Source organism: Sphingomonas sp. KC8 (assembly GCF_002151445.1).
GTDB lineage: Bacteria > Pseudomonadota > Alphaproteobacteria > Sphingomonadales > Sphingomonadaceae > Sphingomonas_E.
In genome coordinates this window covers 4,057,384-4,072,004 of record NZ_CP016306.1, presented here as the reverse complement: position 1 = coordinate 4,072,004, position 14,621 = coordinate 4,057,384, and the positions used below count along the sequence as shown (strand labels likewise).

Here is a 14,621-nt window from a genome sequence, read left to right as displayed (position 1 = left end):
TTAGATGCAGCTATTTTGAATATTGATTGTGAATTGCCCTCCCCAGCCATGCAACACTGCCGGGTTCGAAGCATCTTTTCGCATCGCAAGGTGCGCATAACACCATGAATCGGCAATTATCACGGGATGCAGGCCAAGCCAATTTTCAGGCTCCAACGTGATCTGCCACCTATTCGCGCAAGCCATCCCCTTCGGCGGCAACGCCAAGGACTTGTCCGGATCGCCTTCAGGCTCGCGCCTGTCGCGGGTGAAGTTCCGTTGACACGAAGATGGCACCCCTACCTCAGCTTGCAGGAGACCCGGCAAAAGCGGGGCGGTTCACGCCGACATCTGATCGATGGCGTGAACCCCATGGTCAGAACTGTATTCGCAGACCAACATTGCCCCTCAGCATATAGCTTTGGCCGAAATTGCGGAACGGGCTGCTGCCGGAAACTTCGCCATAGAGGGTGAGGCCGGTGGCCCAACCCATGCTGGCGCCCAGGCCAAGTTCGCCCCAGAGCCGCTCGTCAGCGCGATAGATCGGCGTGTCCGACACCAGCACGCTTGCACCGCCCAGCCATTCATAGTTGACGTTGACGAGTCCGTAGACATGGCTGCGGCCATTTTCTCTCATGCCCTGGTGATCGAGCGAGATCCCCCAGCGCGTCTTCAGGCTGTCCCCCTTGTCCGCCGCCACGATGGCGCCCGCCGCATCGGTGAAGCGATCGAAGGCGACATGGGAATAGACCATCTGGACCTGCGGCGTGATACTGAGCATGCCGCCGATCGACATGCGCTTGCCAGCCTCCACGCTGAACGCTTCCCCACGGCCGTCATGATCACGCGTGAGCATTCCAAGGATGCCTGACCTGAGGGTGCTGCTGTAGCGGCCGATCTGCGCCTGTCCGTCGAGATAAAAGCCCGTTCGGCCATACCAGGTCAGGGTCACGCCGGCGCCATAGCCGCTGGTCTTGATCGTGCCATTGCCGAAGGCCGAATCGATCTGGCTGTCGGCCGTGCCGTAGCTGGCGGTGATACCCGCCACGAGCCGCTCACCCTGATCGGTCCCGGCCAGCACCCGATCGACACCCAGTTGCGCCTTCCAGCTATTGATGTCCTGATCCGCACCGCTGGTCGAAAATGCCGCATTGGCGCGATCGAGGGTGCCTTCCATCCGCCCCCAGATGCCGCTGCCTTCCGGACCGGCGCCAGCCGCCCAACTCCGGTTGCCGATCCGCTGCTGGAGTGTCGGCAGAGTGTTGAGCGACTGCAGATTGGCGACATAGCCTTCATAGACGGGCACGCCGGGTTGGTAGAGCGGCGTCTGCCCGCTGTTACCACCCCCATCGGTCTGCCCCGGATCGATCAGCGCGGACCGCAGATACCAGTCGCCATCCGCGGGATTCACTGTCCCGCCCTGATAGAGGCGATAGCCATAGGCGCCCGCGATCACGGCCGGATCGCCGTGGAATACATAGTCGCCATTGAGCACGAAACGGCCGCTGGACGCGCCTGCCACATCGACGATCTTGATGCCTTCCGCCGTCTGCCCGCCAAGCCCGCCCCGGTTGATCACATCCACTTGGGTGGCGCCCGATGTCGCACCGTTGACCACGAGGCGGCTCGTCGGCGAATTGTCACCCCCCAGAACCGCGACGATTTCAAGGCGGCCGCCATTGCCGACATAATCGCCCTGGACGGTCAACGTACCCATGGCACCCTCAAAGCCCGGCGCGACGACGCCGCTATTGGTAAGGGTGCCGGCCTGGCCTGTGCCCACGAGCCGGCCGGCCGCGTTAACCGCCATGTTGCCGCGCATCAGACCATTGATGGCAAGCGTGCCGGCGTCCACCTTTGCAGCGCCGGAATAGCCGCTGCCATCGCCGGTGAAGACTAGCGTCCCCGCCCCTGTCTTGGCGAAGGCGCCGGAACCGAACAGGCTACCCGTGAGCATGAAGGTCGTCCCCGCCTCGGTCGCCACGGTTCCCGCCCCCATGAACGTAACGGTGCGATCGCTCGTCAGATTGGCAGTTGTATCCAGCGTGCCGCCGTCGAAGCTGAGGGGGCCGCTCGTCGCGCCGAGATTGGCGTCGGCCGAAATCCGGAGCGTGCCGCCATTGATTGCGGTGCCACCGGCATAGCTGTTGCTGCCGCGCAGGATCAGCGTGCCCGCGTCCGTTTTGACCAATTGTGCCGAGCCGGTGAGGTTGGCCGCAAGCGTGGCGGTCAGGCCTGCGTCGGTCGCCGCCCCTCCGCCGACCCGGATGATCGCCTGCGTGCCGATAAGGTCAAGCGGAGCGCCGGTGATGGTGTAGCCATCGACGGCGAACTGCATACCGGACGTGCGGACGGTGCCGAGGCCGTCGTCAACCGTGACGGTGCCGCCTGCGCCCTGGAAAATCGCAAAGGCGCCATCGGCATAGACGGCGTTCAACGCGCCATTGGCATCGGTCCAGTTGGTGTTGCCGGTGCCGTTCTGCCACACGCCGTTTCCGCCATTGACGGCCTGGTTGAACTTGGGGCCGGCATCGCCATCCCAGAAATTGAGCGCAAGGCCGCCGGTGTTCACCAGATTGACCTGGCCCGCGATCGATGTCTGGACGAAGACCGTGCTTCCGCTTGGCATCGTTCCCAGCGCAAGGCCATTGTCGGTGAGCATTCCGCCATAATCGAAGACGCGGTAGACGCCGGGGCCAAAGGTGCCGCCGCTGGGCACGCCGACATTCAACGTGCCATCCAGTATGAGGTTGCCGCCGACACTGGCCAGGTCGTTGAACGGACCTCCCACAATGTTGGCCTGGCCGAACTGCATCGACAGCTTCGAACCCGATGACAGCGATAGATTGCCGTTGATCGTAAGCGTGCCTGGCGCGCCATCGATGCCGCCGGGATCGAGCGTCGCGTCGTCGGCCAGCGCCACATTGCCACCGATCACGCCCCGGCCACCAAGGGTCGAACCGGCGGCGACGCTGGTCAGTCCCGTCGCGCCGCTCTGGTCGCCGTTCACGAACAGGCTGCCCGCCATGACGGTCGTTGCGCCCCGATAGCTGTTGTCGGCGGTCAGAACCGTCGTTCCCGGTCCCTGCTGCACTACGCCGCCGGCGCCTGTGATAGTGCCGGCGAAGGTCAGGGTGTTGGAACGGTTGAACGCCAACAGGCCGTCGTTCGTGACATTGCCGACGATGCTGCCGCTTGTCCCGCCATCGCCAAGCTGCAGCGTGCCCGCGTTGATCGTCGTGCCGCCGCCATAGCTATTGTCCCCGGTCAGGGTCAGCGTGCCGATACCGTCCTTGATCAGATTGCCGGCGCCGACGAAACGGGGCGAAATGCCGATATCGTGGCCATCGGTGTCGATAACCCCGCCATTTGTGCCGAGCGTGATATTGTGTGCGTCGAAATCGACAAAGAAATCGTCGGTGTCCTCTGTGGCGCGCAGCACGCCGCCGTCGATCGTGAGGTTCACCGTGCCGAGGCCGGCCCCGATCTGGCTGGTTTCCAGAATGGCGCGATTGGCCGCCGTGCCCTGCAGGATCAGGGTTCCGCTGGAGCCTCCCGTCACGCCGAGGGAGAATCCGCCCTCAGCCCGGACCCGCCCGCCATCCTCGATCGTCAGCGTGCCGGCCCCTAGGTTGCCGATGGTCATGGTGTAGTCTGTCACCCACCAATTCGACCCCGCACCGGTCACGACGGCGCTGCCATCGGCATTCGCGCCGATATAGCCCTGATTGCTGGTGACGCTCGCACCATCCTCGATGCGCAACGTCCCGGTGGCGAAGCTGCCTACGGTCAGTTGTCCCGCATTGCTCCATGCGCTTGCCGAACCGGAAACAACGACATCCCCACGCGCGCTGCTGCCGACAACGCCGTCGCCACTCGACACGGTGGCGCCATCTTCGATGCGCAGGCTTCCGATTCCGAACAAGCCTACGGTGATCCGTCCGCTGGCTTCCCAGGATGATCCTGCCCCGGTGATCAGCACCCGCCCCCCATCACCGCTATTGCCGCCGATGCCGCCGCTGGTGCTGACCGCTTTCCCGCCGCTGGTGATGTTAAGGATGCCGGCACCATCGTTCCCGATCGACAGGTCGCCACCGACGCGCACCAAGCCGCCGTCCTGGATGGTCAGTTCACCCGAGCCGGCGTCACCCACGCGAAGATCGCCCCTGTTGATCCAGGTCGCGCCGGTGCCGTTGGTGCCGCGCCCCGAGACGATGACCGTGCCTTGCGATCCGGCGTCGGCGCCAATGTAGCCCGTTTCATTGCTGACAAGAGCGCCGTCCATGATGCTTAGCGTACCAGTGCCGTCCTGGCCGATAACCAGATCACCGCCAATGGCCCAGGTCGAAGCATCGCCATTGCCGTCCTGCCCCGAGACGGTAACGTCTCCTTGGCTTCCCACGTCCAGACCGACAAAACCCACACCGGTGACGTTCACTACACCGCCGCCGTCTATGCCCAGCGTTCCCCGGCCGCTGGCGCCAACCCCGATGGCAAGGTCGCCATCGTTGGCCCAGGTCGATGCGTTGCCACTGCCGTCCGTGCCGGACACGGTAACCGCCCCTGTGGCGTCACTGCCGATGGTGCCGCTGTCATTGTCGACCGAGCCGCCGCCCGCGATGCTCAGCGTGCCGTCGCTACCGTCTCCGACAATCAAAGGCGCGCCGATCGTCCAGACCGGGCTTTGAACGGCGCCGGGGGTCAGCGCACCCGTGCCTGATACCGATTGCGCACTGGCCGGTCTGGCGCAGAGGGCAACGCAGACAAGCGCGGCAACCGCCGTCGACAGGAGCAAAGATTGGCGCGAGCCGGCCGGCTTCGCGCGATCCATCGATGTCGGCCTCACCATTTCAGTATCTCTCCCATGATACACAGCCGCCCACAGGCAGGGCGGCGCGCAGCCGCCGCCGCGTCGCAGGCAAACTGCGCCAGCAGCGAAGCCAGGCATGGCAGACACACGTCAAGTCACTGCATTTATTGAGAATAGATTGGCCAAGGTTAATCTTTTGTTGCTCATCGGTATCGTGGCTGGTCCGGCGCCATTGATCGGCGGGGGCAGGCGAACCCGCCCCCTCCCGTTTCACTTCGTCGTATAGCCCCCGTTGACGAGGATGGTCTGGCCGGTCATCCACCAGCCCTCGGACACCATGAAGCGGATATAGGGCACGATATCCTCGATATCGGTCAGGCCCGTCTTTGAGAAATTGGACAGTGCCGCCGCCGTCTTGTGATAGGCGACCGCATCGGCTCCTTCGGCGGGGTAGAAGAAGGATGTATCCATCGGGCCCGGCCCGATCGCCGTCACTGAAATCCCACGTTCGCCAAATTCCTTGGAAGCTGCACGCGTGAAATGCTCGACGGGTGCCTTCGTGCCAGCATAGGCGGCATAGAAAGGCGTGAACGCACCGAGCAGCGATGTAACGACCGTCAGCACCTTGCCATTGTCGTTAAGCTGTCGGCCTGCTTCCTTGAGAAAGAAGAAAGCCGTCTTCGAATTGACCGCAGTCATGCCGTCATATTCGTCTTCCGAAATCTCAACCATCGGCTTCTTCAGCACTTTGCCGACGGTGTTGATCGCGATGTCGATCCCGCCCATGGCGGCCTTGGCATCGGCAAATAATTTCTCGATCGCGCCGGCCGTGGACAGGTCCGCCTGGAACGCATGGGCCTGCGCGCCCGCCGCCTTGATCGCGGCAACCGTTTGCTCCGCATCGGCAGCGGTCGCGCTGCTGTTATAGTGAATCGCGATGGCTTGCGCGCCATGGAGGGCCAGATCGGCAGCGACCAATCCGCCCAGATTCTTCGCGCCGCCAGCGATGAGAACGGTTTTGCCCTTGATACTGTGATCGGTCATGCTTGTGCCTCCTGAAGCCCATGGAGCAGCATCCGGCTCCGTGGCGCAGAAGGTACGAATTCATATTATTGGTATAAAGCCGACCGATCTGACATGATATGTCGGTTATAGCGAACAATCGGGCATCTCATTGGACCGTATCGACCTGTTCAGGATATTTGCGCGCGTGGTCGAATGTGCGAGTTTCACCCGTGCGGCGGATATGCTGGGCATGCCGCGTTCATCGGTATCTGCTGCGATTCAGGAGCTTGAAACTCGGATGGGCGCGCGGCTGCTGAACCGAACAACGCGGCGTGTCACGCCGACACAAGATGGCCTTGTCCTTCAGGAACGCTGCCTGCGGCTGATTGCAGAAGTCGAAGATGTCGAGGGCCTGTTTCGTGAAGCCGTTTCGGGACCAAGCGGGCTGCTGCGCGTCGATGTGCCAGGCCGGATCGGCAGGCTCATTGTCGCACCCGCGCTGCCCGCATTCTTCGATCGTTACCCCAACATTGAGATCAGCCTGGGCGTCACCGATCGTGCGGTGAACCTCGTCGAGGAAAATGTCGATTGCGTCGTGCGTGTCGGAACGCTCGCGGATTCGCGCCTGATCGGCCGCACCGTTGGAGCCCTGCCACTGATCAACGTGGCCAGTCCCGCTTATCTGGCTGCTCATGGCATCCCGCTTGATCCGTCGGACCTCGATAGCCATCGGACGGTTCGCTACGCCTCACCTTCGACGGGGCGGATCGAGGAATGGGAATGGATGGAAGGCGGCGCGATCATGACGCGGGCGACGCATGGCAGCGTCATCGTCAACAGTGCGGAAGCCTGCATCGCCTGTTGCCTCGCCGGGTTGGGGCTGATCCAGATTCCGGCCTATGACGTGAAGGCTCATCTTGATGCTGGCGAACTGATTGAAGTCATGCCGGGACATCGCGCGGAACCGATGGCGATGACGCTGCTCTATCTCCATCGCCAGCATCTCTCGCGGCGCCTCGCGGTCTTTGCAGACTGGCTGGAGGAATTGCTGAAGCGGGAAACGCTGGTGGCCGATGGATCATTGCCATGGGTAACCGAGTTCGGCGCGCGCTGACGGCACCTCGCTGGTCGCGCGGGGCTGGGGCGGCCATGTTCGGGGGCCATATTCCGCGCCGATCCGGCAGCCGGACGCAACCTAAACCACTGCCGTGACACGTCTTTGGGGCGCCCAAGCAAAACTATATTGGAATCACTACTGAATTAGTAGATTTAATCCGTGCCCACCAGCAAAGGCGTTGGCGGGCCTCTGGCGAGTGTGATCTGCCTCCGTCTGAGTGGTCCATCGACTATGATAGTCTGGATCACGAAAGGGACGACGAATGCCGAGCAAGAAGCACAAGCCGGAAGAGATCATCGGCAAGCTGCGTGAAGTTGAGATCGTGCTGGCGCAGGGTGGAACGACGGCCGAAGCCTGCCGGCGCATCGCGGTCACCGAGCAAACCTACTACCGCTGGCGCAAGGAATATGGCGGTCTGAAGACCGACCAGGCGCGGCGGATGAAGGATCTGGAGAAGGAGAATCTGCGGCTTCGCCGGGCGATCTCGGACCTGACGCTGGACAAGCTGATCCTTCAGGAGGCCGCTCGGGGAAACTTCTGAGCCCCGCGCGGCGGCGACGCTGTATCGATCAGTTGCGGCGGGAGTTGCCAGTGTCCGAGCGGCGTATATGCCGGGTGCTCGGGCAACATCGGTCGACGCATCGCAAGGTGCCGCGCGGGGCGGATGATGAGGTGCGGCTCACCGAGGACATTATCGCACTGGCCAAGCAATACGGCCGCTACGGCTATCGCCGGGTGACCGCATTGCTGCGCGATGCCGGCTGGACGGTGAACCGCAAACGCGTTGAGCGGATTTGGCGCAAGGAGGGGTTGAAGGTGCCACAGCGCCAGCCAAAGCGGGGCCGGTTATGGCTGAACGACGGCTCGTGTATCCGGCTCAGGCCGGAATATCCAGGGCATGTCTGGGCCTACGACTTCGTCGAGGGCCGTACGCATGACGGGCGCAAGTTCCGGATCCTCACCATTATCGACGAGGCCAGCCGGGAGTGCCTCGCGCTTATCGTGGCACGCCAGCTCAAGCATGAAGATGTGCTGGCGGCTCTCGCTGACCTGTTCATCGCGCGGGGACCACCGGCTCATATCCGGTCGGACAATGGCGCCGAGTTTATCGCCACTGCCGTGCAGACATGGCTCGCCCAGATCGGCGTGAAGACCTTGTATATCGCGCCCGGTTCACCGTGGGAGAATGGTTATAACGAAAGCTTCAATGGGTCGCTCCGCGACGAACTGCTCAACGGCGAGATCTTCTACAGCCTCGCCGAGGCCAAGGTGCTGATCGAGGCCTGGCGGCGGCATTACAACACCGTTCGCCCGCACAGCAGCCTCGGCTATCGGCCGCCGGCCCCGGAAAGTGCGACACCGCCATTGCCGCCGTCCGGTTCCGCTTCGCTCCACCTACCGTCAGCAATGGCGGCGGAAGCAACAATGCACTAACAATCAAACCGGACCACTCGGTGGGGGCCGATCAAATGGGTGAATCCGAAACTCCATGTTTCGCCCAATGATCGCGCAGTTCGATTAACTGCTTTTGCGCCCGGCCCAAGGGAGCTGTGCGCATTGCCTCCATCAGAGGATTGGTTCTCTTGGTATCGTCGCCCAATCCACTTCCCTCGCGGCTCCCAAGATGAAGCGGGGAAACACGTGGGATGCGTGCTTGTCGGCTGGCCTGCCTATCCCCGGCGCTCAAGTTACGAGAACAGACGGGGAAAATTCAATAGGCAGCGCCTAGCCCACATCACGAAACCCGGGGAAATGAATCCTGATAATCAGGAAGTGCCACTTGTGCGCAGCGGCACAATGTCCGCCCCCTTGCGCAATTGATCCAGATAATCTGACCACCATTGCGCCATTTCCACTCGCTCTTTCCAGTGCGTGCCGCGATGATAGGCCGCGCGCACCTTGTCGGTATCGCCGTGAGCAAGCGCGCGTTCGATTGCGTCCGGGTTCCACTTGCCGCTTTCGTTCAAGAGCGTGGAAGCCATGGCGCGGAAGCCGTGCGCCGTCATTTCGTCGCTGGCATAGCCCAGCCGCCGCAGCACGGCGTTTATGGTGTTTTCGCTCATGGGACGGATGCGGGTGCGGATCGACGGGAACACGTAGCCGGCTGGCCCGGTGATGGCCCGTACTTCCCGGAACAGGTCAACGGCCTGCCGCGAAAGCGGAACATGGTGCGCCTTGCGCATTTTCATCTTGCCCGCAGGAATGATCCAGAGCGCGGCGTCCAGATCGATTTCGCTCCATTCGGCATGGCGCAATTCGCCGGGCCGCACGAAAACATGGGGCGCAATCTGCAAGGCCAGCTTGGTTATGCCGCTGCCCTCATAATCATCAATGGCGCGGAGCAATTCACCCGCCTTCTTTGCATCGGTGATCGCGCCATAATGGGTAACGGTTGGCGCGGTCAGAGCGCCGCGCAGATCGCGCGTCGGGTCCGACGCCAGCCGCGCCGTCGCCACGGCATAGCGGAACACCGCGCCCGCCAGTTGCAGGCTGCGCCGGGCGCTTTCCAGCTTCCCCTTGCCTTCGATTCGACGAATGGCCGTCAACACGTCCGCCGGCTCAATCTCGCCAATGGGCAGTTTGCCGATCGATCCGCAAACCAGTGACAGAAGATATTCGCTTCGCGTGGCTGTCGCCGGTGCCCAGCCCTTCACCCCATCGCGCCGCCGCTTTTCGCAATATTCATCGCAGATCGCTTTGAACGTGTCCGCCGCCTGTATGCGCGCGCGGACCTTATCGCGCTGTTTTTCCCGCGACGGGTCTTTGCCTAGCGCGATCAGTTCCCGCGCTTCCTCCCGGCGACGGCGAGCCTCGCCAAGTCCGATTTCGGGATAGGCCCCGATGGCCAATAGCTTCTCACGTCCATCGACACGATATTTGAGCCGCCAGAGTTTACCCCCGGCTGACGTAACAAGCAGGAACATGCCGCCGCCGTCCGCCAGCTTGATCGCCTTTGCACCGGCCTTGGCATTGCGGATTGCTACATCGGTTAAAGCCACGGACTTCCTAGCCTCTCGGGGGTCCATACCCCCAATATACCCCCAAGCGTGGGGGTATCGAGTTGGCCGTTTTGCAGATACCCCCCAATCATACCCCCACCGGCTGGTGGCTGCATGCGAACATGGGCGAATGCTTGCGGCCTGATAACCGCTGAATATCGGGGATTTCAGGGGGCTGTCCAGCCGGTTACGAACATCGGCGGACAGCAAATTGGAGCGGGTAGCGGGAATCGAACCCGCGCGTTCAGCATGGGAAGCTGACAGGCTACCATTACATCATACCCGCGATGCCCGGTGCGACTGGCCCGATAGCGCGGTCCGGCGCACTTGGCAATCGGTGTTCAGGGGGCGGCGTGCACGCGCGGCTTTGGCCGTGCCGCCGCCCCGGATCGGATCAGATCGCCGTCTGGCCGCCGTCGATCGTCAGGATCGTGCCGGTGGCGTTGATCGCCGCATCGGATGCCAGGAACGCGATCGCCGCCGCCATTTCGGACGGGTCGGAACCCTTGCCCGTCAACGGGAAAAGCCGGGTCATCAGTTCCATGTCCGTGCCGGGGCCAAAATCGGCGCCAGACGACGTCATCGGCGTCAGTACATGCCCGGGGCAGATCGCATTCACGCGTACGCCGCGTCGCGAATATTCCGCGGCCATCGCCTTGGTCAGGCCGATCACGCCGGATTTGGACGCGCTATAGGCCGCACCATAAGGAATGCCGACCAGGCCGGCCGTGGACGCGACATTGACGATGCAGCCCTGCGTTTCGAGCAGGTGCGGGATCGCACGCTTGCTGATGAAGAAAGGCCCGTTCAGATTGACGGAGAGCACCTGCAGCCACTTTTCATCGGAAAAGCTGTCGGTGGGGCCATTGGCGAGAACGCCGGCAATGTTGCAGACGATATCCAGCTTGCCGAGCAGGCGGACGCTTTCATCGATCAAGTGCGTGCAGGAATCCGGATTGGCGGAATCGCATACCACGGCATGCAGCGTGCCGCCGTGCGCGGCCCTCAGCCTGTCCGCCGCCGCATTCAGCCCGGCTTCGTTGATGTCGGCGATCACCACGTCCGCGCCCGAACGCGTGAACAGTTCCGCCGTGGCATAACCGATGCCCGAAGCGCCACCGGTGACCAGCACCGATTTTCCGTTAAAGCTCATTCGATATCCTCTTTGTTTTTATACACATACATGATCTTCGCATATTCATCCCGGCAGCAGCAAGCTTGCGTCGCCGTACGAATAAAAGCGATAGCCACCGGCAATCGCGCGGGCATAGGCCGCCTGCATGCGCTCCCGTCCCATCAGCGCCGAAACCAGCATGAACAAGGTCGATTTCGGCAGATGGAAATTGGTCATCAGCCCATCGATGCCGCGAAAGCGATAGCCCGGCGTGATGAAGATCGCCGTGTCGCCATCGAAGGCGCGGACCTGCCCATCTTCTCCGCTGGCGCTTTCGATCAGGCGCAGCGATGTCGTGCCGACCGCGATCACCCGCCCACCGGCCGCGCGCACTGCGTTTAGCCGGTCGGCGGTCTGCGCATCGATCCGGCCATATTCGGCGTGCATCCGATGATCCACGGTGTCCTCGGCCTTGACCGGCAGGAAGGTACCCGCGCCGACATGCAAAGTCAGCGTGACATGCCCGATGCCACGGGCGTCCAGCGCGGCCATCAGATCGGGTGTGAAATGAAGCGCCGCGGTTGGCGCCGCCACCGCCCCCGGCTCGGCGGCGAACATGGTTTGATAATCATCGGCATCGCGCGCGTCGGCCGCACGTTTACCGGCAATATAAGGCGGCAACGGCATCCGGCCGGCCCGCTCCAGCAGCAGTTCGACCGGCTCGTCGCCTTCAAACTCCAGCAGGATCGCCCCGTCATCGCCACGCGATACCGCAATGGCGGTCACGCCCGCGCCAAATTCGATGCGATCGCCATCGCGCACCCGCTTGGCATTGCGCACAAAGGCATGCCAGGCGCGCGGTCCTTCGCGCTTGTGGAGCGTGGCGCCGATCCGCGCCTCGCCCCGCTGCCCTTCCAGCTGGGCGGGAATGACGCGGGTATCGTTGAAGACCAGCAAATCACCCGGCCGCAACATATCCGGCAGGTCACGGACGATGCGATCGTCTGTGCGATCCCCGTCGATCACCAGCATGCGCGCGGAATCCCGCGGAGACGCCGGCCGCAACGCAATCCGTTCGGCCGGAAGATCGAAATCGAACAGGTCGACGCGCATCGTGCTTACCTTGGCCGGGCTTATTTCTTGGGCTTGCCTTCCTCTTGCATCTCGCCGTTCAGCACGCTTTTCACGGCCTTTGCCGCTTCCTCGTCACGCGCCGTAGAATCCGGTGCGGCGGGTGCGGGTGCCGCCACCGGCAAGGTCGGCGTTGCGGCTTCGGTGCGGGCACGCACGATCTTGGACGGGTTGGCCGGCGGCTCCCCCCGCTCGATCGTATCGACATACTGCATCCCCGAAATCACCCGGCCGATGGCGGTATATTTTCCGTCGAGCCGCAGATTGGGCGACAGCATGATGAAAAACTGGCTGTTGGCGCTGTCGATCGCTTCCGCCCGCGCCATCGACATCACACCACGCACATGGGGCAGATCGTTGAACTCGGCCTTCACGTCCGGCAGGTCGGATCCGCCGCTTCCATCGCCCTTGGGATCGCCGGTCTGCGCCATGAAACCTTCGATGACGCGGTGGAAGACCAGGCCGTCATAAAAGCCGCGATTGGCAAGCGAACGGATCCGTTCAACGCTGTTCGGGGCTTTGTCGGGGCGCAGCAATATCTTCACGGTGCCGCCGGTCGACAGTTCCAGATCCAGTATGTTCGCCGGATCGATCGCAGGGGCGGTCACCGGCGCGGGCACCGTCGGTGCGGCCTCCTGCGCGATGGCGGGATGGAATGCGAACAGGCCGGTGCAGGCGGCCATCAACAGCTTCAAACGCATCGACGCTTCATCTCCCGTAGGGCTTATACCGCGCCCTGCCCCTAAACGCATTGCCGGCGGCTGAATGCTCAGCTGCCCTTGACCCCGATTGCCGCGACCCGCGCCTTTACCTCGGCGGCAACGGCTGTGGGAACGAACTTGTCAATCGCGCCACCATATAGCGCGATTTCCTTCACCAGCCGCGATGCGATCGGCTGAAGGCCGACATCGGCCATCAGGAAGACCGTTTCGACCCGATCGTTGAGTTGCTGGTTCATGCCCGCCATCTGATATTCATACTCGAAATCAGATACGGCCCGCAGGCCGCGCACGATGATCTGCGCGCCTTCGCGGTCGGCGAAATCCATCAACAGGGAATCGAACGTAACCACTTCGATATCGCCGGGAATGGCCGCGACTTCGCGGCGGATCATCTCCAGCCGTTCGGTGATGGTGAACATCGGCGTCTTGGCCGGGTTGGTCGATAGTCCCACGACCAGCCGATCGACCAGCTTGGCGCCGCGCCGAATGATATCGATATGGCCGAACGTGATCGGATCAAACGTGCCCGGATAAACTCCCACACGCATCGCTCAACGATCCCTTTCAATGATATAATCGGCCACCGCCCGCAACAGATCGGCCTCGGCACCGAAATTGGACAGGTGCGAAACCGCCTGGCTGACAAGCATTTCGGCTTGCTGGCGCGCCCGATCGACCCCCAGAAGCGAGACGAAAGTCGCCTTGCCGGCCGCGGCATCCTTGCCCACCGCCTTGCCGGTGGCGCCGGCGTCCCCTTCGACGTCCAGAATATCGTCGACGATCTGGAAGGCCAGGCCGATGTCGCGCGCATAGCCACGCAAACGGCCGCGTCCCTCGGGCGGCACCCGGCCCATGATGGCGCCTGCCTCCAGGCAGAAACCGATCAGGGCGCCGGTCTTCAATTGCTGAAGCCTGGTAACGGTCGACAGGTCGAAACTTTCGGTTTCGGCTGCCAGATCCATCATCTGCCCGCCGGCCATGCCCCCCGGCCCCGATGCGCGGGCCAGTTCGGCGACCAGTTCGATCCGCACGAACGGATCGGCGCTGGTGGCCTCGTCGGCCAGGATCTCGAACGCAACGGCGTGCAGGGCATCGCCCGCCAGCACCGCCGCCGCCTCGTCAAACGCCTTGTGGACGGTCGGCTTTCCGCGCCGGATATCATCGTCATCCATGCACGGCAGATCATCATGGATCAGCGAATAAACATGGATACATTCGATCGCGACGGCGACCCGCATCGCCGCGTCGCGATCGACGTGAAACAGGTCGCACGCCGCGCAGACGAGCAACGGCCGCAACCGCTTGCCCCCGCCGATCGCCGCATGGCGCATCGCTTCGTACAGCACGCGCCGCGCATCGTCCGGCACTTCCAGCAGCAGATCGAAATGGCGGTCGATTTCGACGGCCACCTTTTCCATCGCCGGCTTCAGGGTTAACTGCCGCATGTCGCTATCGCTGCTATCAACTGGCATCAAACGGCTGCGCTCCGGTGGGTCGGCCATCGGCGCCCAGTCCGATCTTTTCGATCCGGGCCTGGGCATCCTTCAGCCGCTTTTCGCACTGGGCGCGCAGCGCATCGCCTTCCGAATAAAGCCTGATCGAATTGTCGAGTGTTTCCTCACCGCTTTCAAGCCGCTGGACGATGGCCTCCAGCCGCTTCAGCGCGTCTTCAAACGACAGTTCGGAAATGATGTCTGCATCCTGGCCCATGCCCGGCTTGTGGCCGCCGTCCGCGCAAGGGTCA

At 62.9% G+C, this 14,621-nt stretch carries 11 protein-coding genes and 1 tRNA gene; 2 read left to right on the top strand and 10 right to left on the bottom strand.

All coding sequences use genetic code 11. The features are described from left to right. Nucleotides 1-355: 355 nt before the first annotated feature. Nucleotides 356-4,810 (bottom strand): autotransporter outer membrane beta-barrel domain-containing protein, encoded by a 4,455-nt coding sequence (locus KC8_RS19480; RefSeq protein ID WP_010125990.1) that lies wholly within the window; start codon nt 4,808-4,810, stop codon nt 356-358. 249 nt (nt 4,811-5,059) lie between these two features. Then, nucleotides 5,060-5,833, bottom strand: coding sequence for an SDR family oxidoreductase (locus KC8_RS19475; protein ID WP_010125992.1), 774 nt, complete (start codon nt 5,831-5,833; stop codon nt 5,060-5,062). A 130-nt stretch (nt 5,834-5,963) separates the two neighbouring features. On the opposite strand from KC8_RS19475, the gene KC8_RS19470 reads away from it, so the two are divergent. Together KC8_RS19470 and KC8_RS19465 are read left to right on the top strand one after the other, a co-directional pair. Further along, a complete protein-coding gene (locus KC8_RS19470; protein WP_010125993.1) occupies nt 5,964-6,908 on the top strand; it encodes a LysR family transcriptional regulator in 945 nt (314 codons plus the stop codon). A gap of 265 nt (nt 6,909-7,173) precedes the next feature. After that, a protein-coding gene (locus tag KC8_RS19465; RefSeq protein ID WP_157663893.1) for an IS3 family transposase occupies nt 7,174-8,345 on the top strand; the annotation gives its coding sequence in 2 pieces (ribosomal slippage) (nt 7,174-7,438 and nt 7,438-8,345; 1,173 coding nt in all). Nucleotides 8,346-8,677: 332 nt separating this feature from the next. Here KC8_RS19465 and KC8_RS19460 read toward each other — a convergent pair. The 8 genes from KC8_RS19460 to KC8_RS19425 all read right to left on the bottom strand — a co-directional run bounded on the left by KC8_RS19460 (nt 8,678) and on the right by KC8_RS19425 (nt 14,587). Continuing rightward, nucleotides 8,678-9,910 (bottom strand): tyrosine-type recombinase/integrase, encoded by a 1,233-nt coding sequence (locus KC8_RS19460; RefSeq protein WP_010124600.1) that lies wholly within the window; start codon nt 9,908-9,910, stop codon nt 8,678-8,680. Between the two features lie 212 nt (nt 9,911-10,122). Continuing rightward, nucleotides 10,123-10,196 (bottom strand) — tRNA-Gly (locus KC8_RS19455). A 108-nt stretch (nt 10,197-10,304) separates the two neighbouring features. Next, nucleotides 10,305-11,063, bottom strand: a complete 759-nt coding sequence (locus KC8_RS19450) for an SDR family NAD(P)-dependent oxidoreductase (protein WP_010124598.1) — start codon at nt 11,061-11,063, stop codon at nt 10,305-10,307. Between the two features lie 45 nt (nt 11,064-11,108). Then, the gene (queA, locus tag KC8_RS19445; protein WP_010124597.1) at nt 11,109-12,137 is read right to left on the bottom strand and encodes a tRNA preQ1(34) S-adenosylmethionine ribosyltransferase-isomerase QueA; all 1,029 of its coding nucleotides are present in this window, start codon (nt 12,135-12,137) and stop codon (nt 11,109-11,111) included. A gap of 20 nt (nt 12,138-12,157) precedes the next feature. Continuing rightward, complete coding sequence (locus tag KC8_RS19440; RefSeq protein WP_010124596.1) at nt 12,158-12,856, bottom strand: peptidylprolyl isomerase; 699 nt, start codon at nt 12,854-12,856, stop codon at nt 12,158-12,160. A gap of 68 nt (nt 12,857-12,924) precedes the next feature. Continuing rightward, complete coding sequence (coaD, locus tag KC8_RS19435; RefSeq protein ID WP_010124595.1) at nt 12,925-13,425, bottom strand: pantetheine-phosphate adenylyltransferase; 501 nt, start codon at nt 13,423-13,425, stop codon at nt 12,925-12,927. Nucleotides 13,426-13,428: 3 nt separating this feature from the next. Continuing rightward, entirely contained in the window at nt 13,429-14,322 is an 894-nt protein-coding gene (locus KC8_RS19430) for a polyprenyl synthetase family protein (protein WP_010124594.1), read from the bottom strand. 16 nt (nt 14,323-14,338) lie between these two features. Next, a complete protein-coding gene (locus KC8_RS19425) occupies nt 14,339-14,587 on the bottom strand; it encodes an exodeoxyribonuclease VII small subunit (RefSeq protein ID WP_010124593.1) in 249 nt (82 codons plus the stop codon). Between the last annotated feature and the right edge of the window lie 34 nt (nt 14,588-14,621).